We start from the raw sequence: 21,585 nt of genomic DNA, 5'->3' as shown, positions 1-21,585 counted from the left end.
CCCACTGAGTGCTCATGGAATTCATCCGCAGCCGTATCGAAAACCAACTCATGAGCCTGACCGGTCTGTCCCTCGGTCAGCTTGATCTGGAAAACCCCAAGGGCGACCCGGGGCTGTTTGGTCCCGACTCGGTCAGTTGGCAGGTGCACGGTGACTTCAGCAGCATGTTGATCGGCGGTATCAGTGCGCTATTGCTGCAGGCGCTGCATCCGCTGGCGCTGGCCGGGGTCTGGGACCACTCGAACTTTCGTGAAGACATGATCGGACGTTTGCGCCGCACCAGTCAGTTTGTCTCCGGCACCACTTTCGGTTCACGCCGCGACGCCGACTGGTTGATCGAGAAAGTCCGCACCATTCACCTGCAAGTGGTCGGCACGGCGCCAGATGGCCGGCCTTATGCGGCCAGCGATCCGGATTTGCTGACATGGGTGCATGTGGCGGAAGTCAGTAACTTTCTCGCTGCGCATCTGCGTTATCGCAATCCGCAGTTGTCATTGACCGACCAGGACCGTTATTACGCGGAAATCGCCGTGGTCGCCGAGCGTCTCGGCGCCCGGGATGTGCCGAAATCGCGGCAGGCCGTGGCGGATTATCTGCAACGCATGCGCCCGCAATTGCTCTGCGATGAGCGCAGCCGCGAAGTTCTGCGCCTGCTGCTCGAAGCCCCGGCCCCCAGCCTGATGGCGCGGCCATTTGGCGATCTGATGATGAAGGCCGGCATCGACCTGTTGCCAGACTGGGCCAGCGACATGCTCGACGCCCGGCAGAATCCGCTGCAACGCCAACTGATCCGCGCCAGCGTCAAGCGCAGCGCGCCGATGCTGCGCTGGGCGATGCGCAATGGCTCGGTGCAACGGGCAAAGCGGCGGATGGGGCTGTTGACCTGACCGGAACCAAAGGCTTGCTCGCGAAGGCAGCACCTCGGTCGCCCGCCAAGCTGCTAAACTCCCGCGCCCCAATTCCCTCCAGCAAGGCGCCCGCATGTCTTCCTTGAATCAGGCGCTGCGCGCCGCCCTCGATCAACGTCAGGACTTGCTCTCTGTACTGCACAGCCAGGGCACCGACTGCTATCGCCTGTTCCATGGCAGCCAGGAAGGCGCCGGCGGCCTGACCATCGACCGTTACGGCCCGCAGTTGCTGGTGCAAAGCTTTCACCAGACGCTGGAGCGTGACGAGTTGCTGCAACTGCACGCCATCGTCAACCAGACCCTGGGCCTGGAGACTTTGCTGGTCTACAACGACCGTTCTCGTGGCAACTCGCGTATCGACCGTGAAGACCACGTCTACCGCGCCGACGACGCTGCACTGGCGGATCTGGTCGGTCACGAATGGGGCCTGAATTACCGAGTACGCGGACGCCATGCCGGGCAGGATCCGCTGCTGTTCCTCGACCTGCGCAACACCCGCGGCTGGGTCAAGGATCACGCCAGAGGCAAAAGCGTGCTCAACCTGTTCGCCTACACCTGCGGCGTTGGCTTGAGTGCCGCGGCCGGTGGCGCCCGTGAAGTGTGCAACCTGGATTTTGCCGAGGGCAACCTCGCGGTCGGTCGCGAAAACGGTTTGCTCAATCCGCAGTTGCCGGAAATGGAGTTCGTCCAGTCCGACTACTTTCCGGCCATCCGCCAACTGGCCGGTCTGCCCATCAGTCAGCGACGCGGGCAGAAACTGCCGAGCTATCAGCGCCTGGAACAGCGCCAATACGATCTGGTGCTGCTCGATCCGCCGGCCTGGGCCAAGAGCGCGTTCGGCACCGTCGACCTGCTGCGCGACTATCAAAGTCTGCTCAAACCAGCCCTGCTGACCACCGCCGACAACGGTGTACTGATCTGCTGCAACAACCTGGCGAAAGTCAGCATGGACGACTGGCGCGAACAGGTCCTGCGTTGCGCCGAGAAGGCCGGGCGCCCGGTGCGTGAGTGGAGCGTGATGACCCCGGGCGCGGATTTCCCGTCGCTGGACCAACAGCCGCCACTGAAAACCCTGATCCTTCAACTCTGATCACATTGCTTTGCGGCGAACAACCTGTGGGAGCTGGCTTGCCAGCGATTGCGGTGGATCAGGCGACATCTATGTCGAATGATCGGCCGTCATCGCTGGCAAGCCAGCTCCCACAGTGTTTTATGTTTTCCGAAGAATCTGAACAATCCTGCTCCACACCAGGTACTTCGGAACCAGAATCGCGTGCCATACTCCAAGGCACTCCGATTACGACAGATGAAGCCGCACATGCCCAAAGGATTGATTCGCGCGATTGGCGCACTGTTGACCGTTCTGGCCCTTTACAGCTTGCTGGGGTTTCTGATTTTACCGGGCATCGCCTTGCGTGTTGCCAACCAGCAACTGGCCAACTACGCGGCGGTGCCTGCGCATATCCAGCGCATCGAACTCAATCCGTTCAGCCTTGAAGTCACCTTGTGGGGCCTGGTCATCGGTGAGCCCGGCAAAGAACAGGTCGGTTTTGAACGCCTGTACGCCGACCTAGAGCTCGACAGCCTGTGGACGAAAGCAGTCCATCTGTCCAACATCGAACTGGACAAACCGAAGACCGAAATCCTCTTCGCCAAAGACGGCAAGCTCAACCTGCTCGGTCTGTTCAACATACCCGCCAGCGAACCGACACCCGTCGATCCCGAAGCCAAGCCGTTTCCTCTGCGCATCGACCAGATCAAACTCGCCAACGGTGTCGTGCACTTTCAGGATGTGCGCCCGAGCGAACCCATCGAATTCCTCTACGACGATCTCAACTTCGAGCTGAAAAATCTCAGCACCCTGCCCGAAGACAGCGCCGACATGACTCTGGTCGCGATTGGCCCCAACGGTGGCCGAATCGACTGGAGCGGCAATTTCAGCCTGATCCCGATCGCCTCCGAAGGCACGCTGAAAATTACCGACGGCAATATGAAAGCGTTTTGGCCTTACGTGCGAGACGCAGTGCCCTTGGTTCTTGAAAACGGCGTGATGAACCTCAGCACCGAATACAAACTCAATCTGTCGAAACAAACCGAGCTGCAGTTGAACAACGTTGCGGTGAGCATCGCGCCGTTCGCGATCAAGGCACCCGATGGACGCCCACTGGCAAAACTCGAACGCCTCGACATCAGCGAGACCTCGGTGGACCTGGCGAAACAGCAAGTGGTAGTCGGCAAGATTCGCAGCCAGAAACTCGAAACCTGGGCCGCTCTGGAGGCCGACGGGCAACTGGACTGGCAGAAACTGTTCGCCAGCCAGCCGTCGAAACCTGCCGCCAAAGCCGCCGCCGAACCGGCCAGCACACCCGCAACCGCCGATTCGCCGAAACCTGAACCGAGCGCGCCAGACAAGCCATGGCAAGTACTGCTCAAAGATGTGCAACTGCGCAACTACACCGTCCATCTGGCCGACCGGTCGGCCAATCCACCGGTGACACTGGATGTCACCCCGCTGAACGTCGATCTGCAGGATTTTGACAGCCTCAATGGCTCACCCTTCAAGCTCAAGCTCGATACCGGGCTGGGCAAGCAGGGCAAGATCCTCGCCGATGGCACGGTCAATCTGGCGCCGGTCAACGCCCAGCTCAACGTTAAAACCCAGGACATCGACCTGCGTGTCGCGCAGTCCTACATCAATCCGTTCATTCGTCTCGAATTGCGCAGCGGCATGCTCGGCAGTGACCTCAAGGTCAACCTCAAGAGCACCGAACCGCTGGCGCTCAGCGTGACCGGCCGCGCGCAGATCGATCAACTGCACACCCTCGACACCCTGAAAACCCGCGACTTCCTCAAGTGGCAGCAAGTGGTCGTGGAAGGCCTGAACTACCAGCACGGCGACAGCCTGTCGATCGACAAGGTCAACCTGTTCCAGCCGTACGTGCGCTTCATGATCAACGATGACCGCACCACCAACATCGATGATCTGCTGATTCCGCAGCCTGCCGACAGCGGCGCAAAAACCGCCGCCGCCAAACCGGCCAGCAAAGACAAACCACTGGGCATTCGCATCGGTGGTATCGCCATCAACGACGGCTCGGCCAACTTCGCCGATTTCAGCCTGACGCCGAATTTCGCCACCGCTGTCCAGCAACTCAACGGCCAGATCGGCACCATCGACAGTCGACAGTCGAAACCGGCCACTGTCGATATCAAAGGCAAGGTTGATCGCTATGCGCCAGTGACCATCAAGGGCGCGGTCAATCCATTCGACCCGATGGCCAGCCTCGACATCACCACCAGTTTCAAACGGGTCGAGCTGACCACCCTGACGCCCTACTCCGGCAAATTCGCCGGATACCGCATCCGCAAGGGCCGGCTCAACCTCGACCTGCATTACCTGATCACCAAGGGCCAACTGAAGGCCGAGAACAAAGTGGTGGTCGAGCAATTGCAACTGGGTGAGAGAGTCGACAGCCCGGACGCGACAAGTCTGCCGCTGAAACTGGCGATCGCGTTGCTCAAAGACGTCGACGGCAAAATCTCCATCGAATTACCCGTAACGGGCGACTTGAACAATCCGCAATTCAGCGTGATGCCGATTGTCTGGCAGACCCTGCGCAATCTGATCGTCAAAGCCGCTGCGGCGCCATTCAAGATGATTGGTGGATTGGTCAGTGGTGGCGGTTCCCAGGACCTCGGCACGGTGTCGTTCGCGCCAGGCTCCAGCGAGCTGAACAAGGATGCCGAGGGTGCGCTGATCAAGCTGTCCCAGGCACTCAAGGAGCGTCCGGCCCTGCGCCTGGAAATCGAGGGTGTCGCCGCCAAAAGCAGCGACGGCCCATTGCTCGCCGAACAGCGCCTGGAACGTGAATACCAATACAACTACTACAAGATGCTCCAGCGCCGCGGCGATAAAGTCCCGGCTCAGGCGTCCTTGATTGACGTGCCGGACAGCGAGAAAGGCCCACTGCTCGAAGGCATTTATCGCACCCGTCTGAAGACTCAGCCGCCGGCCGAATGGAAGGATCTGGGCAAGGAAGAACGCACAGCGAAAATGCGCGCAGGCGTGATCCAGTTCTGGAGTACCAGCGATGTGCTGCTGCGTCAGTTGGGTCAGGACCGTGCCAGCAGCATCAAGGATTTTCTGGTGGACAAGGGCCAACTGGCTGACGACCGCGTGTACTTCATCGACACCAATCTGGGCGAGGCTGAAAGCGACGGTCGGGTAGTGACGCAAATGCATCTGGATGCCGAATGAGCAAACGCAAATGGCTGGCGGCAATGGCACTGACATTCGTTGCTGGCCAGGCGTTGGCCTCCGATACGCTGCGTTGCGGCAGCCAACTGATCAGCCTCGGCGACCGCGCAAGCGAGGTGCTACAGAAGTGCGGCGAGCCGGTGAGCCGCGATGTGCTGGGTTACAAACGCAGCGCCAATCGCCGGGAAGAGTTTCAGGTCGAGGAATGGACCTACGGCCCGAGCAACGGCATGTATCAATACCTGCGTTTCGAAGGCAATCGCCTGAAGCAGATCAATAGCAAACGCGGTAACTGAACAGATCAAAAGATCGCAGCCTTCGGCAGCTCCTACAGGGGAACCACATTCCTGTGTAGGAGCTGCCGAAGGCTGCGATCTTTTTGCTTCTACAAAATAAAACAGGCCCCGACACAAAGTGCCGGGGCCTGTAATGGTCACATCCGTGTGACCGGTCGCATGAACTCTAAAGTTGCGGCAGACGTATTGCTCGGCCCGTCTGTCGCCCCTTCTCCCGGTCCAGGCGAGAAGTCATGCCTTACTCGGCTTTCAGGCCGTCAGCGGAGACCGCTTTAACGCCTTTGATTTTCTTGGCGATGGCTACTGCAGTAGTTTTCTGCGAATCGGTTACGGCAGTAGTCGACGACAGCGATACAACGCCTTGGTTGGTTTCAACTTTAATGTCGGTACCTGGAATGCCTTTTTCGGTTACCAGGTCAGCTTTGACCTTGGTGGTGATCCAGGTATCGGAAGTATCTTGTTTCATCTCGGTGACTTCACCGGCAGCCAGAGTCATTGGAGCCTGGGTAGCCTGAGCCGATTGTGCGAATGCACCGGAAGCCATGGTCAGGGTCAGCGCGGTAGCAGCAGCGGCAGTGATAGCGAACTTCTTCATACGAGTAACTCCTGTTTTTCTGGAAAGTCTGCTGGATGTCTTGTCAGCAGGGTTACCGTAGATATTGCGAACGCTGTGCCAACTTTTTGGAAGACATAAAATCGTTATAAATCAATAGCTTACAAATAATGCAAAATTCCGGATTCATGCAAAATGCATGACTTGTTGAATATTCACATGCAAGTTGCGGCTTTTTGAAAAGTTCCTAAGGCGCTGAAATTATTGAAGCTTTTGTGAAGCGCTGCGCAATGAAAAATGCCCCGCATTGCGGGGCATCTATTGAATGTAGCCTGACGAATTACGCACCGCTGGCCGTGCAGCCTTTAGGGGAATATTCGGCATTAACCGTCGTTGCACACGTCCACACGCCCGATGTGGCACCCGTGGTTGCGCCTGAGCGACTGAGTGTGATGGTTTTGCCCAGCACCGGACCTGGCGCATTGACCAGTGTGCAAGTGATTGAACCGGCACCCGACGAGGCTGTGCCCGTAGCCGCCAATGTACAGTTGGATGTCGTCGCCGCAGCACCACCGGCCACCAGTGTCAGCGTCGGATCGGTGCCCTGATTGATGGTGTCTTCAAACGGCACTTTCAGAGCGCTGATCTCTGCCAGCCCCGCCGTTACCTTGGATCGCGCCTGATATTTCGAATACTGCGGCAGGGCGATAGTCGCCAGAATCCCGATGATCGCCACAACGATCAGCAGCTCGATCAGCGTAAAACCTTGTTGTTTTTTCATAGAAACGCTCCATGCATGAGTCGAAATCTCATGATCTGAGATGAACCGAGCATAGCCCATGCCAAGCGCCTGAGCCCTGCACACAAAGCGCCAGCGTCGCCCTACGCAGTTTCCTACAACCCGCAACCGCACTATCTGACACTTTTTGTCACCTGCACCGACCGTGTTAGGCGCTCTCACTTGACTAGGCTATAAGTCATGAACGGCAAGCGTGCGGAATCCCCATGAATGACATCGCTCTGAGCGGTCTGGCCAAACAATTGGTGCAGGCCGAACTGCTGACGGAAAAAAGCGCCCAGCAGGCCTGGCAACAGGCCCAGCGCAATCGGCTGTCGCTGGTCAGTTATCTGGTGCAGAACAAACTGGTAAAGAGCGCGCAGGTGGCCGAGATCGCCTCCGAGCACTTTGGCATGGCGTTCCTCGACCTTAATTGCCTGGACAAGGAAACCCAGCCCAAAGGCCTGGTCAGTGAAAAACTGATACGCCAGCATCACGCCCTGCCCTTGTGGCGACGCGGCAACAAGCTGTTCGTGGGGATTTCCGACCCCAGCAATCATCAAGCGATCAACGACATCCAGTTCAGCACCGGATTGAGCACCGAAGCCATCCTGGTGGAGGACGACAAGCTCAGCGACGCCATCGAAAAGTTCTTCGATACCCACGCCAGCGGTCTCGAAGACATGGCCGACGTCGATCTCGACGGCCTCGATGTCGAATCGATCGACGACAACAAGCAGGACGCCATCGGCGGGCAAGACGCCGACGATGCGCCGGTGGTGCGTTTCGTCCACAAGATGCTGCTCGATGCGATCAAGAGCGGCTCCTCCGACCTGCATTTCGAGCCTTACGAAAAGAACTACCGGGTACGGGTGCGCACCGACGGCATTTTGCGCGAGGTGGCCAGGCCGCCGATCCAACTGGCCGGGCGCATCGCCGCACGTTTGAAAGTCATGGCCAGCCTCGACATCTCGGAACGGCGCAAACCGCAGGACGGACGGATCAAGATGCGCCTGTCCAAAAGCAAGTCGATCGACTTCCGGGTCAATACCCTGCCGACCCTGTGGGGCGAGAAAGTGGTGATCCGGATCCTCGACCCCTCCAGCGCGCAGATGGGCATCGACGCCCTCGGCTATGAGCCTGAGCAGAAAGAGCTGTATTTGGCAGCACTGAAGCAGCCACAAGGGATGATTCTGGTCACCGGCCCCACTGGCTCGGGCAAAACCGTGTCGCTGTACACCGGGCTGAATATTCTCAACACGGTCGACATCAACATATCCACCGCCGAAGACCCGGTGGAGATCAACATGGAAGGCATCAACCAGGTCAACGTCAACCCCAGGCAGGGGCTCGACTTTGCCCAGGCCTTGCGCTCGTTTCTGCGTCAGGATCCGGACGTGATCATGGTCGGCGAGATCCGCGATCTGGAAACCGCCGAGATTGCGATCAAGGCTGCGCAGACCGGTCACCTCGTGTTGTCCACGCTGCACACCAACAGCGCGGCAGAAACCCTGACGCGACTGCACAACATGGGCATCCCCGGTTTCAACATCGCCACCTCTGTCAGCCTGATCATCGCCCAGCGGCTGGCGCGCAAGTTGTGCAGCCACTGCAAGAGAGCCATCGAGATTCCGCGCGAAACCCTGATCAAGGAAGGCTTCCCCGAGGAACGCATCGGCAGTTTCACGATCTACGAGCCAGTCGGTTGCGATCACTGCAATGGCGGTTACAAGGGACGCGTGGGGATTTATGAAGTGGTGAAGAACACAGCAGACCTGCAACGACTGATCATGGCCGAGGGCAACTCGCTGGAAATCGACATTCAGATGCGCCGCGACGGCTACGACGACTTGCGTACCTCAGGTCTGCGCAAGGCCATGCAAGGCATTACCAGCCTGGAAGAAATCAACCGGGTCACCAAGGACTGAACATGGCAGTCAAGGCAGCGAAAATCAGCGTCTACGCCTGGGAAGGCACGGACAAGAAAGGCAGCAAACTCAGCGGTGAATTAAGCGGGCAGAACCCGGCACTGATCAAGGCTCAACTACGCAAACAAGGGATCAATCCGGGGAAGGTGCGCAAAAAAACCGCCTCGTTTTTCAGCTTCGGCAAACGCATCAGGCCCCGCGACATCGCCCTGTTCACTCGGCAGATGGCGACCATGATGAAGGCTGGCGTGCCGCTGCTGCAGTCGTTCGACATCATCGGTGAGGGCTTCGAAAACCCGGCCATGCGCAAACTGGTCGACGAGGTGAAACAGGAGGTCGCCGCCGGCAACAGTTTCGCCAACGCCCTGCGCAAGAAGCCGCAGTATTTCGATGAGTTGTATTGCAACCTCGTGGATGCCGGCGAACAGTCCGGCGCTCTCGACACGTTGCTGGAACGGGTCGCGACCTATAAGGAAAAAAGCGAAGCCCTCAAGGCCAAGATCAAGAAAGCCATGACCTACCCCACCGCCGTGGTGCTGGTTGCAGCCGTGGTAACCGGGATTCTGCTGGTGAAAGTGGTGCCGCAGTTCGAGTCGGTTTTTTCCGGTTTCGGTGCAGAGTTGCCTGGGTTCACCCTGATGGTCATCAGCCTCTCGGAATTCATGCAGCAATGGTGGTGGGCGATACTCGTTGCTCTGGTGGCCGCTTTTTTCGGCACCCGCCATGCGCTGAAAAAATCCCAGGCGATGCGCGATCGCAAAGACACCTGGCTATTGAAGCTGCCGTTGGTAGGCACGCTGATGTACAAATCCGCCGTTGCACGCTTCGCCCGGACCTTGTCGACCACGTTTGCTGCCGGCGTACCGTTGGTGGAAGCGCTCGACTCGGTGGCCGGCGCCACGGGTAACGTGGTGTTCAAGCGTGCGGTATTGCGCATCCGCCAAGACGTTTCCACGGGCATGCAGTTGAATTTCTCCATGCGCACCACCGGGGTTTTCCCCAACATGGCGGTGCAGATGACTGCCATCGGCGAAGAGTCCGGCGCGCTGGACGAGATGCTCGCCAAGGTCGCCGGGTTTTACGAGGACGAAGTGGATAACATGGTCGACAACCTCACCAGCCTCATGGAGCCGTTCATCATGGTCGTCCTGGGGGTGATTGTCGGCGGTCTGGTGGTGGCGATGTACCTGCCGATCTTCCAACTCGGCTCAGCGATCTGACATGCCTATCGACGAACTGTTTGCCCTGTACCCACTGGCCTTTGTCTTCACCGCGTTGCTGCTCGGTCTTATCGTCGGCAGCTTTCTCAATGTGCTGGTCTGGCGCTTGCCGAAAATGCTCGAACGCGATTGGCGCCAGCAGGCGCAGGACGTACTCGGTCTACCCGGCGAAACGCCGCAGCCCACTTACAACCTGATGCTGCCGCACTCCGAGTGTCCGCACTGCGCACATCGAATTCGTGCGTGGGAAAACATTCCGCTGCTCAGTTATCTGTGGCTGCGCGGGCGCTGCTCCGCGTGCGCAGCGCCCATCAGCAAACGCTATCCGCTGGCCGAACTGAGTTGTGGACTGCTTTCAGCGTTTATCGCCTGGCATGTGGGTTTTGGCTGGGCGGCCTGTCTGTTGATCTTCCTCACCTGGGGCTTGCTGGCGATGAGCCTGATCGACACCGAGCATCAATTGTTGCCCGATGTGCTGGTGCTGCCATTGTTGTGGCTGGGGCTGATCGTCAACAGTTTCGGGCTGTTCGTGCCGCTGCACGATGCCATGTGGGGCGCGGTGGCCGGTTATATGGCGCTGTGGTCGGTGTTCTGGCTGTTCAAACTGCTGACCGGCAAGGACGGCATCGGTCACGGTGATTTCAAGCTGCTGGCGCTGCTCGGCGCCTGGGGTGGCTGGCAGATTCTGCCGCTGACGATCCTGCTGTCGTCGCTGGTGGGAGCGATTATCGGGGTGATTTTGCTGCGTGTGCGCGAGCAGAAAACCTCGACGCCGATCCCCTTCGGACCTTATCTGGCAATTGCCGGCTGGATTGCCTTGCTCTGGGGTGGTCAAATAACCGACTTCTATTGGCAGTTTGTCGGTTTGAAATGAATACCCCTGTGGAAAAACCCTGGATTCTCGGCCTGACCGGCGGCATCGGCAGCGGCAAAAGCGCCGCGGCCCAGCACTTCATCGACCTTGGCATCCATGTGGTCGACGCTGATCACGCAGCACGTTGGGTGGTCGAGCCGGGGCGCCCGGCGCTGGCCAGGATTGCCGAGCACTTCGGCGCTGGCGTGTTGCAGGCTGACGGCACGCTGGATCGCGCCGCCCTGCGCAAGCTGATCTTCGAAGTCCCGGAGCAGCGCCGCTGGCTCGAAGCCCTGCTGCATCCGTTGATCGCCGAGGAAATCGCCCATCATCTGGCGCAGGCAAAATCGCCCTATGCGATTCTGGTTTCGCCGCTGTTGATCGAATCCGGGCAGTACGCGATGACCCAGCGAATCCTGGTGATCGACGCTCCGCAACAACTGCAGATCGAACGCACCTTGCAGCGTGACCAGACCAGCGAACAGCAGGTTCAGGCGATCCTCAAGGCCCAGTCGAGCCGTGAAGACCGCGTGAGCCGTGCCGACGACGTGGTGGTCAACGACCGCGACCTCGCCTGGCTGCACAGCGAGGTCGAGCGCCTGCATGACTTTTACCTGACTTTAAGTGGAGGCCAATCATGAGCCAGATCCCAACCGTAGAATGCCCAACGTGTGGCGCCCCCGTGGAATTCACGCCGGATAACAAATTCCGGCCGTTCTGCTCCGATCGCTGCAAACTGATCGACCTCGGCGCCTGGGCCTCCGAAGAGCACAAGATCCCGGTCGCACCGGATGCCGAGGATGAACTGTTTTCCGGCGATTTCGATCCGCGCCACTGATCCCGTCAGGGTCGCATGAAGCCGTAGTCCTGATCGTCGTCGAGGTTTTCCGCCAGAAAGCGCAACTCGTCGGCCAAGTCTTCGGCGTTGCGCACGGTCTTGCTCTGTTGCACCACCGCACTGAGCAAGGCGCGCAAGCTCAAACCCGGGTCAAAACCTACTTCTTGCGCCATCTCCAGACTCTGCCGGGTTTGCTGCCGCGCCCACTCGTAAACACTCATGCTGCCACTCCTGAAGGGATTTGGCCGAGCATGAAATGCCGCGCGCGTGGCGGGTTTGATATGGATCAAGACTTGGGGTCGTCGTCCTTCCAGGGTGCCGAAAGGTAGCGCGTGCGATTGAACGTCTCCAGCCATTCCGGGCTGAACACCACCAGTGCGCTGACCACCATGCCGTTGATGAAAGCCTCGGGGAATATGATCAGCCACAGGTAGCCGATAAAGTCTTCCAGCCATTCGGGCATGGCAAACAGGCCGTCGTACCAGAGCAATGTCAGGCTCAGCAGCAGACACAGCAACGCCGACAGCGCGGCGGCGAGAAACCCGGAGCAGAAGATGTACACAAAAGGATTGCGTGGCTGGGCGCGCTCGACGAGGATCGCCACGCACTCGGTAATCAGCACCGGCAGCAGAATGAACAACGCACCGTTGCCCCCCAGCGCCGCGAGATCCTGGCGCCCGAGCAGCAACAGACCGACCTGCGCCACCAACCCGCCGACAATCGCCAGCGGCCAGTCCAGTAGCAACGTCACCGCCGTCATGCCAATGAAGTGATAAGACACTCCGGTGTCGAAATCTCGGCGCACCAGCCACAACAGAAACAACGCGAACACCGTGCCGAACAACAGATGCTGGCGACGGCTGTCACTGAACAATTCGACCCAGGGAGCACGAACAATCGCCCAGAGCAGCACCGGCAGATAAATCAGCCAGCCGAGCGTCAGGCTTGTAGATGACAGCAGTTCGGCGCCGATCATAGGTGAGCCTTCGCTGACGCCTGGGGCCACGCCAGCCGAAGATCGAGCAGCAACACTGATATATTTTTCACGCGGATCTCCCGTCGAGACAGATCTCAGTCTATACCGCCGTTTGCGACTCGCCGTGTCACGCTTCTGCGCATGGCGTGCAGTAAATACGGAGGAAAGAAAAAGTTACGAAAACTTTACGGGACGAGACAACAGGCCCGCCGATACTGCGCGGCGCTAACAAAACAGGCGTTATCTATGTCCATTGCGGTAGTACGGCTCATCAGCTTCATTCTGGGAATTATTCTGATCACGCTGGCGGTGAGCATGCTGATACCGATGCTGACGCTGGTGATCCATGATCGCAAAGATGATATGGCGGCCTTCCTGTGGTCGAGCTTGATCACAGCGCTATGCGGGCTGCTGATGATCAACAAGGGTCGCCCCGAGAACGTTCATTTGCGTCCTCGCGATATGTATATGCTGACGACCGCCAGTTGGGTGGTTGTGTGCATATTCGCCGCATTGCCCATGGTGCTTATCCAGCACATCAGCTACACCGATGCGTTTTTTGAAACGATGTCAGGCATCACCACGACTGGATCGACCATCCTCACCGGGCTGGACACGGCATCTCCAGGATTGCTGATCTGGCGATCGATGCTGCATTGGCTGGGCGGGATCGGCTTCATCGGCATGGCGGTGGCTATCCTGCCATTACTGCGGGTCGGGGGCATGCGGCTATTCAAGACCGAATCGTCTGACTGGTCGGAAAAGGTCACGCCGCGCTCCCATGTCGCCGCCAAATATATTCTGGGGCTTTATATCGGGCTTACCGGTCTTGCCACGCTGGCCCTGTGGATAGCAGGGATGACGCCGTTCGAAGCCATCAACCATTCAATGTCATTGATTTCCACAGGAGGATTTTCGACCTCCGATGCCTCGCTCGCACATTGGACGCAACCGTCCATTCATTGGGTGGCGGTCGCTATCATGATTCTGGGCAGCCTCCCTTTCACGCTGTATGTGAGCATGCTTCGCGGCAACAAACGGGCCTTGTTCAAAGATCATCAGGTACGCGGGTTCATTGGCTTTTTGCTCATTACCTGGGTGCTGGTCGGTACCTGGTTGTGCTTGCACAGCGAGTACGGCTGGTGGGAAGCGTTCCGGATCGTGGCGGTCAACGTGACATCGGTGGTCACGACGACCGGCGTAGCGCTGGGGGATTACACGTTATGGGGCAGTTTTGCCGTATTGCTGTTCTTCTATCTGACCTTTGTCGGAGGTTGCTCCGGCTCCACCGCTGGCGGTCTTAAAATATTCCGCTTTCAAGTGGCCGGCACACTGCTGATGGGCAGTCTGAATCAATTGATCCACCCTCGCGCCGTGATCCGAAAAAAATACAACAAACACCCCATCGACGAGGACATCGCCCGTTCGCTGCTGACGTTTTCATTCTTTTTCACCATCACTATCGGGGCGATCGCCATGGGGTTGGCACTCATCGGCCTGGACTGGACAACTGCATTGAGTGGCGCGGCTACCGCCGTCTGCAACGTCGGGCCTGGCGTTGGCTCGATCATTGGCCCGGCGGGAAACTTTTCCACACTGCCCGATGCTGCCAAATGGCTGCTGACTATCGGCATGCTTTTGGGAAGACTGGAGATCCTAACCGTCCTGGTGCTGCTCACACCGGTTTTCTGGAAATACTAGTCTCGACAACCCTTTGAGATTTATTGCCTAGACTCCTCTTGTCCACCGTGCAAACGCTTTTCAGCCCTGAACCGCACGAGAACTAAAACAAGAGGAACATCTCAATGCTTAAATCATTGCGCAACGCGGTCGTCTGCGCCCTCGCGCTGGGCGTATCGGGCCTGGCGCTGGCGGCCGATCCAATCGTTATCAAGTTTTCCCATGTCGTCGCCGAGCAAACGCCCAAAGGCCAGGGCGCGCTGCTGTTCAAGAAACTCGTCGAAGAACGCCTGAAGGACAAGGTCAAGGTTGAGGTCTACCCGAACTCTTCGCTGTTTGGCGACGGCAAGGAAATGGAGGCACTGCTGTTGGGCGATGTGCAGCTCATTGCACCGTCGCTGGCAAAGTTCGAACAATACACACCGAAATTGCAGCTATTCGACTTGCCGTTCCTGTTCAACGACATCTCGGCCGTCGACCGTTTCCAGCGCAGCCCCCAAGGCCAGGAACTGCTCAAGTCGATGGAAAGCAAGAACATCACAGGGCTGGCTTATTGGCACAACGGCATGAAGCAGCTGTCCGCCAACAAGAAGCTGGTTGTACCGGGCGATGCCCGGGGTCTGAAATTCCGTGTACAGGCGTCGGCGGTACTGGATGAGCAATTCAAAGCAGTGAAAGCCAACCCGCGCAAGTTGAGCTTCGCCGAGGTGTATCAGAGCTTGCAGACCGGTGTGGTGAATGGCGCGGAAAACCCTTACTCGAACATCTTCAGTCAGAAAATGCACGAGGTGCAGAAGTTCATCACTGAATCCGACCATGGCTTGCTCGACTACATGCTGATCACCAACACCAAGTTCTGGAATGGCCTGCCGCCAGATGTGAGAACCGAACTGGACAAAATAATCGTCGAGGTTACCGCCCAGGTAAACAAAGACGCCGAGAAGCTCAACCAGGACGCCAAACAGCATATCGTCGACGCCAAAACCACTGAAATCATCCTGCTGACTCCGGAACAACGCGGCGAGTGGCGTGAAAAAATGAAGCCGGTCTGGGCGAAGTTCGAAGGTGCTATTGGCGCCGACCTGATCAAGGCCGCCGACGCCTCGAACCAGGCTCAGTAAATCTGCCCGCGTGTGCCGCCTCAAAGGGGCGGCACCTGTTTCATTGTCGTCACTCGATCGGGAGCAGCCATTCATGAATGCCTTGCGGCGCATCTGGGACCACTTCGAGGAAGGCTTCATTGTTTTCCTGTTGGCGGCAATGACGCTGGTGACGTTCGTTTACGTCATCCTGAACAACCTCTATAGCGTTTTCTACAGCTTCGCCGAGCAATGGCAAGGCGCCAGTGAATCGTTATTCGCAATTGGCGACAGCATCATGGGAATGGCCCAGGCCATGACGTGGAGCATCGCGTTGACCAAAGCCCTGTTTGCCTGGCTGATCTTTTTTGGCTTGTCCTATGGCGTGCGCACTGCCGGGCATATCGGTGTCGATGCCTTGGTGAAACTGGCCAGCAAACCGGCTCAGCGCATCATCGGCATCATTGCCTGCCTGTGCTGTCTCGGCTATGCGGGGCTGCTCAGTGTCAGCAGTTTCGAATGGATTCAAACGTTGTTCATCGCCGGTATCGGCGCCGAGGATCTCGGTCACTACGGCATCATGCAGTGGCACATCGGGCTGATCGTGCCTGCCGGTTTCGCTCTGGTGTTCATTCGCTTTGCCGAAATCCTCGTGCGCATCGTGCAGAACCGTCAAACCGGCCTGGGCCTGGCCGATGAAGCCGCAGATGCGCTGAAACTGACCGACCATGAGGATGACAAGAAATGACCATTCTGTTCCTCTTCGTCGCCCTGTTCGTGCTGATGTTCATCGGTGTACCGATCGCCATTTCCCTGGGTTTGGCCGGCTCGATGACGATCATTCTTTTCAGCCCCGACTCCGTGCGCTCACTGGCCATCAAGTTATTCGAGACGTCCGAGCACTACACCTTACTGGCGATCCCGTTCTTTTTGCTGGCTGGCGCGTTCATGACCACGGGCGGCGTGGCGCGGCGCCTGATCGACTTTGCCAATGCGTGTGTCGGTCATATTCGCGGCGGCCTGGCCATCGCAGCCGTCCTCGCGTGCATGTTGTTCGCCGCGCTGTCCGGCTCAAGCCCTGCAACGGTCGCGGCCGTGGGTTCCATCGCAATTGCGGGCATGGTCCGCTCCGGTTATCCACAGGCGTTCGGTGCCGGCATCGTGTGCAATGCCGGCACGCTGGGCATTCTCATTCCGCCCTCCATCGTCATGGTGGTGTATGCCGCTGCGACGGAGACCTCGGTCGGCAAGCTGTTCATGGCCGGTGTCGTACCGGGTTTGTTGCTGGGTACTTTCTTGATGATTGCCATCTACATCGTCGCCGTCAGGAAAAACCTGCCCGCCATGCCTCGTGCCACCGTTCGTGAATGGTTTACGGCAGCACGCAAAGCCATCTGGGGCCTGTTGCTCATGGTCATCATCCTGGGTGGCATTTACTCAGGGATGTTCACCCCGACCGAGGCGGCGGCAGTCGCGGCGGTCTACTCGGCATTCATTGCACTGTTCGTCTACAAGGACATGACCTTCCGTGAAACGCCGAAAGTGCTGCTGGAATCCGCCAAGCTAAGCATCATGCTGATGTTCATCATCGCCAATGCCATGCTGTTCGCTCATGTGTTGACCACCGAGCAAATTCCGCAACAGATCACCGCCTGGGTCATCGCCGCGGGGCTGACGCCGGTGACTTTCCTGCTGGTGGTGAACATCGTGTTACTGGTGGCGGGAGCGTTCATGGAGCCCTCGGCAATCATCCTGATCCTGGCGCCGATCCTGTTTCCGATTGCCGTGCAGTTGGGGATCGACCCGATCCACCTGGGCATCATCATGGTGGTGAACCTGGAGATCGGGCTGATTACCCCGCCCGTGGGGCTGAACCTGTTCGTTACGTCGGCGGTGACAGGCATGTCGCTGGGTGCCACCATCCGTGCGGCGATGCCTTGGCTGATTATCCTGTTACTGTTCCTGATCTTGATAACCTATGTACCGTGGATTTCGCTGGCCCTGCCAAACTGGCTGGGGATGACGTAACCGGGAAGAGTTGTTCCTGGCCACTACTTCGATCACATTTGAACGCTAAGCTTGGCCTATGGATGACTCAGATTACTTACGCCTGCTGACCATCGCGGCCGAGCAGGCCAACGCGTTCCTGTCCAATGCCCGCAAATGGGAGCGTGAGCGTTGGGTCTGCCAGCGCCTGCTGCAAGGCCTGAACATTCCCTATCGCGCCGACGAGTTCGCGCCTGCCGGCGAGCCGCCGGACGTGCTGTTTCGCGACGCCAACTTCGAAGTATTCTTCGTCCTCGACGAAGGGCGCAGGCTTAACGACGAATGGCGCGATGAACTGCAACGTCGGCGCAGCGCGTTTTCCCTCAGTCAACTGGTGCGCCGCGAAGCCAAGCCGAAGCGGATTCCGGCCAATGAATTCCTCTTGCGCCTCGCCCCGACGCTGCGCAAAAAAGCCCACAACTACAAGGAACGCGGCATGGATCTGGGCGAGCTGGACATCATCGCGTTCGCCAGCCTCAAGCGCGAAGTGCTGGACCTCAACAGCCACTTTCCACCGCCCACCGAATATTTGCGTCAGGGCTGGCGCTCGCTATCCCTCGTTGGCCCGACGTTCGCCCGCGTGCTGTTTGCGCACCCCGATGCACCGGACTTTCTGCGCAGTAACCTGGGGCGCAGCATTGTCTTCGATGTAGGGATCAGTCTGTGACGCCGCTGCAGCAATTGATCGCCGATGTCCCGCAAACCGGCACGGTGCGCTGGATCGGCGTGCGCCCCGAATCCCGCGGACCAATGCTCGAACTCGATGCCGTTGAAGCACGCCTTGAAGCCGGACTGACCGGCGACCACGCCCGCCCCGGGGTGCGCAATGCGCGGCAAGTGACGCTGATTCAGTGGGAACATCTGGCGGTGATCAGCGCATTGATGGGGCGACCACACGATCAACCGGTAAAACCTGAAGATCTGCGGCGCAATCTCGTTATAAGCGGGATCAACCTGTTCAGCCTCAAGGGCCGGCGCTTTCGTATCGGTCAGGCGATTTTTGAAACAACCGGCTGGTGCCAACCCTGCGCACGCCTGCAGAACAACCTCGGCCCCGGCACCTTTCAAGCGGTGCGCGGGCATGGCGGAATCACCGCGCGGGTGTTACAAAGCGGGATCATTCGCCTCGACGATAGCCTGTCTGTCGAACCGGTACCGGACAGCGGCTATGCTGCGTTCAACCCCGGTTGAAAACCGCTGTAGCTTCTGCACATTCAGCAACGTCTACCTGACGAGGCCTTTATGACCAGCCGCCTGAAACCCGAAGACCAAAAGCATGTCGAAGAATACCTGCAACTGTCCCAACACCGTGTCGAGCGCCGGCCTTTCAGGCCGTGGATGCTCCTGGTGCTGGTGCTGGCAGTGACCATTGGTCTGGGCCTGTTGAGCCGATTTATCAGTTACCTGACGCTATGAGCAGCATCGCGCTCGCTCGGGTAACCGCACCGATTTCCTTTAAAAACCTTGCGAGTTATCCCCATGTCCCATCGTATTGTTATTGTCGGCGGCGGCGCCGGCGGTCTGGAGTTGGCTACCCGTCTGGGTAAGACTCTGGGCAAGCGCGGCACGGCCAGCGTGATGCTGGTCGACGCGAACCTGACGCACATCTGGAAACCGCTGTTGCACGAAGTAGCGGCTGGATCGCTGAACTCCTCCGAAGACGAACTCAACTATGTTGCCCAGGCCAAATGGAACCACTTCGAGTTCCAGCTGGGGCGCATGAGCGGGCTTGATCGCGCCGCGAAGAAAATCCAGCTGGCCGCCACCTACGACGAAAACGGCGTCGAACTGGTGCCAGCCCGCGAAGTGGCGTATGACTCGCTGGTGATCGCAGTCGGCAGTACCACCAACGATTTCGGCACTCAGGGCGCGGCGCAGCACTGCCTGTTCCTCGACACCCGCAAACAGGCCGAGCGTTTCCACCAGCAACTGCTCAACCACTACCTGCGCGCGCATGCCGGGCAAACCGATGTGGTCCAGCAGATCAGCGTGGCCATCGTCGGCGCTGGCGCTACCGGCGTCGAACTGGCGGCAGAATTGCACAACGCGGCGCATGAACTGGCGGCTTACGGCCTCGACCGCATCAAACCGGAAAACATGCACATCACCCTGATCGAAGCCGGGCCACGGGTGCTGCCAGCCCTGCCGGAGCGCATCAGCGGGCCTGTGCACAAGACTCTGGAGAAACTCGGGGTCAACGTGATGACCAACGCGTCGGTCAGCGAAGTGACGGCCGACAGCCTGATTACCGCCGATGGCAACGAAATCAAGGCCAGCCTGAAAGTCTGGGCGGCGGGCATTCGTGCACCGGGTTTCCTCAAGGATATCGATGGCCTGGAAACCAACCGCATCAATCAACTGCAAGTGCTGCCAACTTTGCAGACCACCCGCGACGAAAACATCTTCGCGTTCGGCGATTGCGCCGCATGCCCGCAACCTGGCTCCGACCGCAACGTGCCGCCGCGTGCACAAGCCGCGCACCAACAGGCGTCGCTGCTGGCCAAGTCGCTGAAGCTGCGTATCGAAGGCAAGACCCTGCCGGAATACAAATACACCGACTACGGCTCGCTGATTTCGCTGTCGCGTTTTTCGGCGGTGGGTAACTTGATGGGTAACCTGACTGGCAGCGTGATGCTTGAAGGCTGGCTGGCGCGGATGTTTTACGTGTCGCTGTATCGCATGCACCAGGTGGCGCTGTACGGGCCGTTTCGCACGGCAATGCTGATGCTGGGCAGCAAGATTGGTCGCGGGACCGAGCCGCGCCTGAAGCTGCATTGATGCAGTACCTGTAGGAGCTGCGGCACGCTGCGATCTTTTGATCTGGCTTTTAAAGATCAGGATCAAAAGATCGCAGCCTCGTTTTACTCGAATGCTCCTACAGGGTTTAAGGGTGATCTGGAGAGATGTGTCTGACTGTATCCTCCCCCGCCATCCCCACCTTCGCTTACAAACTCCCCGCTCCACGACACAGACGCGATACACCGCCACCGCCTAATGGCCCCACCCGAGCATACCTGCTCCGGCGGATCGTCCTTAACGTGTGGTTGCGCTGTGCAACCGTAGGAGAATGCAATGTCCCATCACTCGACTCTCGGCAAAAAATCCATTGGCCTGTTCGGCGCAGCGCTGGCAGGAGGTCTGATGCTGTCCGGCTCGGTATTCGCCGCGCAGCCGCTGGCTCAGGGCTATATGGTCGCTTCAGCAGAAACCTCGGTAAAAACCCCGGAAGGCAAATGCGGTGAAGGCAAATGCGGCGATGCCTCGATGGCCAAGACTGACAGCGATGGCGACGGCAAAGTCTCACGCGCTGAATTCATCAAAGTCGCGCCGAAGTCAGATTTCGACAAGATCGACACCAACCATGACGGCTTCATCGATGAGCAAGAGGCCTACAACAACGTGAAAGCCAACTTCGAAGCCAACGGCAAGAAAATGCCCAAGGGCCTGTTCGAACACCTGAAAGATCAAGACGGCGCCTGAGTCGGCCTTGGACAAAGCCGCGAATTCCTTTGGAAACGCGGCTTTTTTACGCCTCAAACAACCACTGTTGCTGTTGCGCTTATAAATTTCGGACAAAAAAAATCCCCGTATCTTTCGATACGAGGATTTTTAATATGGTCGGGGTAAGGGGATTCGAACTCCTGACATCCTGCTCCCAAAGCAGGCGCGCTACCGGACTGCGCTATACCCCGGTAAAAAAAAGGCGACCTTTCAGTCGCCTTCTTCGATCAGCGCTTTTGGCCTCTGATCTTAAGATTCGATCCCAGCGCTAACTGGTTTCAAAAATGGTGGGTCGTGTGGGATTCGAACCTACGACCAATTGGTTAAAAGCCAACTGCTCTACCAACTGAGCTAACGACCCAAAAATGGTCGGGGTAAGGGGATTCGAACTCCTGACATCCTGCTCCCAAAGCAGGCGCGCTACCGGACTGCGCTATACCCCGGTTTGAAATTGGCTCCGTGACCAGGACTCGAACCTGGGACCCAATGATTAACAGTCATTTGCTCTACCGACTGAGCTATCACGGAACTACATATTTCAATTTACAACGGTGAAACTTGAAGCTTTCAGACTCCGTTCGCATCGCTGCGTTCGTGTGTCTGAGGCGCGCTATTCTACAACCTAGAACACCTCTGTCAACCCCCTAAATCGCTTTCAAGTTAATGATTTG

General features: G+C 58.3%; 22 protein-coding genes and 4 tRNA genes. 18 read left to right on the top strand and 8 right to left on the bottom strand.

All coding sequences use genetic code 11. From position 1 onward, the window contains the following. The first annotated feature begins 14 nt into the window (after nucleotides 1-14). The 4 genes from ICA15_RS24965 to ICA15_RS24950 all read left to right on the top strand — a co-directional run bounded on the left by ICA15_RS24965 (nucleotide 15) and on the right by ICA15_RS24950 (nucleotide 5,462). The gene (locus tag ICA15_RS24965; protein WP_210554916.1) at nucleotides 15-887 is read left to right on the top strand and encodes an oxygenase MpaB family protein; all 873 of its coding nucleotides are present in this window, start codon (nucleotides 15-17) and stop codon (nucleotides 885-887) included. Between the two features lie 94 nt (nucleotides 888-981). Next, on the top strand, nucleotides 982-1,998 hold the full coding sequence (locus ICA15_RS24960) for a class I SAM-dependent rRNA methyltransferase (protein WP_150602227.1): 1,017 nt from the start codon (nucleotides 982-984) through the stop codon (nucleotides 1,996-1,998). Nucleotides 1,999-2,214: 216 nt separating this feature from the next. After that, a complete protein-coding gene (locus ICA15_RS24955) occupies nucleotides 2,215-5,166 on the top strand; it encodes a DUF748 domain-containing protein (RefSeq protein WP_210554915.1) in 2,952 nt (983 codons plus the stop codon). Then, nucleotides 5,163-5,462 carry a DUF2845 domain-containing protein gene (locus ICA15_RS24950; protein ID WP_150602225.1) on the top strand — a complete coding sequence of 100 codons (300 nt, stop codon included), beginning with the start codon at nucleotides 5,163-5,165 and terminating at the stop codon, nucleotides 5,460-5,462. The genes ICA15_RS24955 and ICA15_RS24950 overlap by 4 nt, the downstream gene beginning before the upstream one ends. A gap of 238 nt (nucleotides 5,463-5,700) precedes the next feature. On the opposite strand, the gene ICA15_RS24945 is transcribed toward ICA15_RS24950, so the two are convergent. After that, on the bottom strand, nucleotides 5,701-6,057 hold the full coding sequence (locus tag ICA15_RS24945; protein ID WP_150617380.1) for a BON domain-containing protein: 357 nt from the start codon (nucleotides 6,055-6,057) through the stop codon (nucleotides 5,701-5,703). Nucleotides 6,058-6,355: 298 nt separating this feature from the next. Beyond that, the gene (locus ICA15_RS24940) at nucleotides 6,356-6,796 is read right to left on the bottom strand and encodes a pilin (protein ID WP_210554914.1); all 441 of its coding nucleotides are present in this window, start codon (nucleotides 6,794-6,796) and stop codon (nucleotides 6,356-6,358) included. A gap of 224 nt (nucleotides 6,797-7,020) precedes the next feature. On the opposite strand from ICA15_RS24940, the gene pilB reads away from it, so the two are divergent. The 5 genes from pilB to yacG are packed head-to-tail and all read left to right on the top strand — an operon-like array spanning nucleotide 7,021 to nucleotide 11,632. Then, nucleotides 7,021-8,721: a type IV-A pilus assembly ATPase PilB gene (gene pilB / locus ICA15_RS24935; protein ID WP_150602222.1), complete on the top strand. Its 1,701-nt coding sequence runs from the start codon at nucleotides 7,021-7,023 to the stop codon at nucleotides 8,719-8,721. A gap of 2 nt (nucleotides 8,722-8,723) precedes the next feature. After that, nucleotides 8,724-9,941 (top strand): type II secretion system F family protein, encoded by a 1,218-nt coding sequence (locus tag ICA15_RS24930; protein WP_210554913.1) that lies wholly within the window; start codon nucleotides 8,724-8,726, stop codon nucleotides 9,939-9,941. Between the two features lies 1 nt (nucleotide 9,942). Then, on the top strand, nucleotides 9,943-10,815 hold the full coding sequence (locus tag ICA15_RS24925) for a prepilin peptidase (protein WP_210554912.1): 873 nt from the start codon (nucleotides 9,943-9,945) through the stop codon (nucleotides 10,813-10,815). Beyond that, a complete protein-coding gene (gene coaE / locus ICA15_RS24920; RefSeq protein WP_150617376.1) occupies nucleotides 10,812-11,435 on the top strand; it encodes a dephospho-CoA kinase in 624 nt (207 codons plus the stop codon). Before ICA15_RS24925 ends, coaE begins: the two co-directional genes overlap by 4 nt. Continuing rightward, nucleotides 11,432-11,632 (top strand): DNA gyrase inhibitor YacG, encoded by a 201-nt coding sequence (gene yacG, locus ICA15_RS24915; protein ID WP_042561115.1) that lies wholly within the window; start codon nucleotides 11,432-11,434, stop codon nucleotides 11,630-11,632. The genes coaE and yacG overlap by 4 nt, the downstream gene beginning before the upstream one ends. 5 nt (nucleotides 11,633-11,637) lie before the next feature. Here yacG and ICA15_RS24910 read toward each other — a convergent pair whose 3' ends face one another. Beyond that, nucleotides 11,638-11,853, bottom strand: coding sequence for a hypothetical protein (locus ICA15_RS24910; protein WP_150602218.1), 216 nt, complete (start codon nucleotides 11,851-11,853; stop codon nucleotides 11,638-11,640). Nucleotides 11,854-11,918: 65 nt separating this feature from the next. Beyond that, nucleotides 11,919-12,608 carry an energy-coupling factor ABC transporter permease gene (locus ICA15_RS24905; protein ID WP_210554911.1) on the bottom strand — a complete coding sequence of 230 codons (690 nt, stop codon included), beginning with the start codon at nucleotides 12,606-12,608 and terminating at the stop codon, nucleotides 11,919-11,921. Nucleotides 12,609-12,854: 246 nt separating this feature from the next. Here ICA15_RS24905 and ICA15_RS24900 point away from each other — a divergent pair, with 246 nt between their 5' ends. The 9 genes from ICA15_RS24900 to ICA15_RS24860 all read left to right on the top strand — a co-directional run bounded on the left by ICA15_RS24900 (nucleotide 12,855) and on the right by ICA15_RS24860 (nucleotide 20,893). After that, entirely contained in the window at nucleotides 12,855-14,309 is a 1,455-nt protein-coding gene (locus tag ICA15_RS24900) for a TrkH family potassium uptake protein (RefSeq protein WP_210554910.1), read from the top strand. Nucleotides 14,310-14,413: 104 nt separating this feature from the next. Further along, nucleotides 14,414-15,409: a TRAP transporter substrate-binding protein gene (locus ICA15_RS24895; RefSeq protein WP_150597108.1), complete on the top strand. Its 996-nt coding sequence runs from the start codon at nucleotides 14,414-14,416 to the stop codon at nucleotides 15,407-15,409. Between the two features lie 73 nt (nucleotides 15,410-15,482). Continuing rightward, complete coding sequence (locus tag ICA15_RS24890; RefSeq protein WP_210554909.1) at nucleotides 15,483-16,115, top strand: TRAP transporter small permease; 633 nt, start codon at nucleotides 15,483-15,485, stop codon at nucleotides 16,113-16,115. Beyond that, entirely contained in the window at nucleotides 16,112-17,395 is a 1,284-nt protein-coding gene (gene dctM / locus ICA15_RS24885; RefSeq protein WP_210554908.1) for a TRAP transporter large permease, read from the top strand. The genes ICA15_RS24890 and dctM overlap by 4 nt, the downstream gene beginning before the upstream one ends. Before the next feature lie 58 nt (nucleotides 17,396-17,453). Next, nucleotides 17,454-18,080: a DUF1780 domain-containing protein gene (locus tag ICA15_RS24880; protein ID WP_007909887.1), complete on the top strand. Its 627-nt coding sequence runs from the start codon at nucleotides 17,454-17,456 to the stop codon at nucleotides 18,078-18,080. Then, on the top strand, nucleotides 18,077-18,604 hold the full coding sequence (locus tag ICA15_RS24875) for an MOSC domain-containing protein (protein ID WP_210554907.1): 528 nt from the start codon (nucleotides 18,077-18,079) through the stop codon (nucleotides 18,602-18,604). The genes ICA15_RS24880 and ICA15_RS24875 overlap by 4 nt, the downstream gene beginning before the upstream one ends. Nucleotides 18,605-18,655: 51 nt before the next feature. Then, entirely contained in the window at nucleotides 18,656-18,829 is a 174-nt protein-coding gene (locus ICA15_RS24870) for a DUF3094 family protein (RefSeq protein WP_042561123.1), read from the top strand. Nucleotides 18,830-18,892: 63 nt separating this feature from the next. Continuing rightward, complete coding sequence (locus ICA15_RS24865) at nucleotides 18,893-20,191, top strand: NAD(P)/FAD-dependent oxidoreductase (protein WP_150617371.1); 1,299 nt, start codon at nucleotides 18,893-18,895, stop codon at nucleotides 20,189-20,191. A 294-nt stretch (nucleotides 20,192-20,485) separates the two neighbouring features. Then, a complete protein-coding gene (locus ICA15_RS24860) occupies nucleotides 20,486-20,893 on the top strand; it encodes an EF-hand domain-containing protein (protein ID WP_150595326.1) in 408 nt (135 codons plus the stop codon). A gap of 135 nt (nucleotides 20,894-21,028) precedes the next feature. On the opposite strand, the gene ICA15_RS24855 is transcribed toward ICA15_RS24860, so the two are convergent. The 4 genes from ICA15_RS24855 to ICA15_RS24840 all read right to left on the bottom strand — a co-directional run bounded on the left by ICA15_RS24855 (nucleotide 21,029) and on the right by ICA15_RS24840 (nucleotide 21,442). After that, a tRNA-Pro gene (locus ICA15_RS24855) sits at nucleotides 21,029-21,105 on the bottom strand. A 94-nt stretch (nucleotides 21,106-21,199) separates the two neighbouring features. Continuing rightward, nucleotides 21,200-21,275, bottom strand: a tRNA-Lys gene (locus ICA15_RS24850). A gap of 5 nt (nucleotides 21,276-21,280) precedes the next feature. Continuing rightward, nucleotides 21,281-21,357 (bottom strand) — tRNA-Pro (locus tag ICA15_RS24845). Between the two features lie 9 nt (nucleotides 21,358-21,366). Next, a tRNA-Asn gene (locus ICA15_RS24840) sits at nucleotides 21,367-21,442 on the bottom strand. Nucleotides 21,443-21,585 lie beyond the last annotated feature (143 nt).

The organism is Pseudomonas sp. P116 (assembly GCF_020149425.1).
Lineage (GTDB): Bacteria > Pseudomonadota > Gammaproteobacteria > Pseudomonadales > Pseudomonadaceae > Aquipseudomonas > Aquipseudomonas anatoliensis.
Note: the sequence above shows the minus strand (reverse complement) of the source record. Positions and strands in the feature narration are given on the sequence as shown.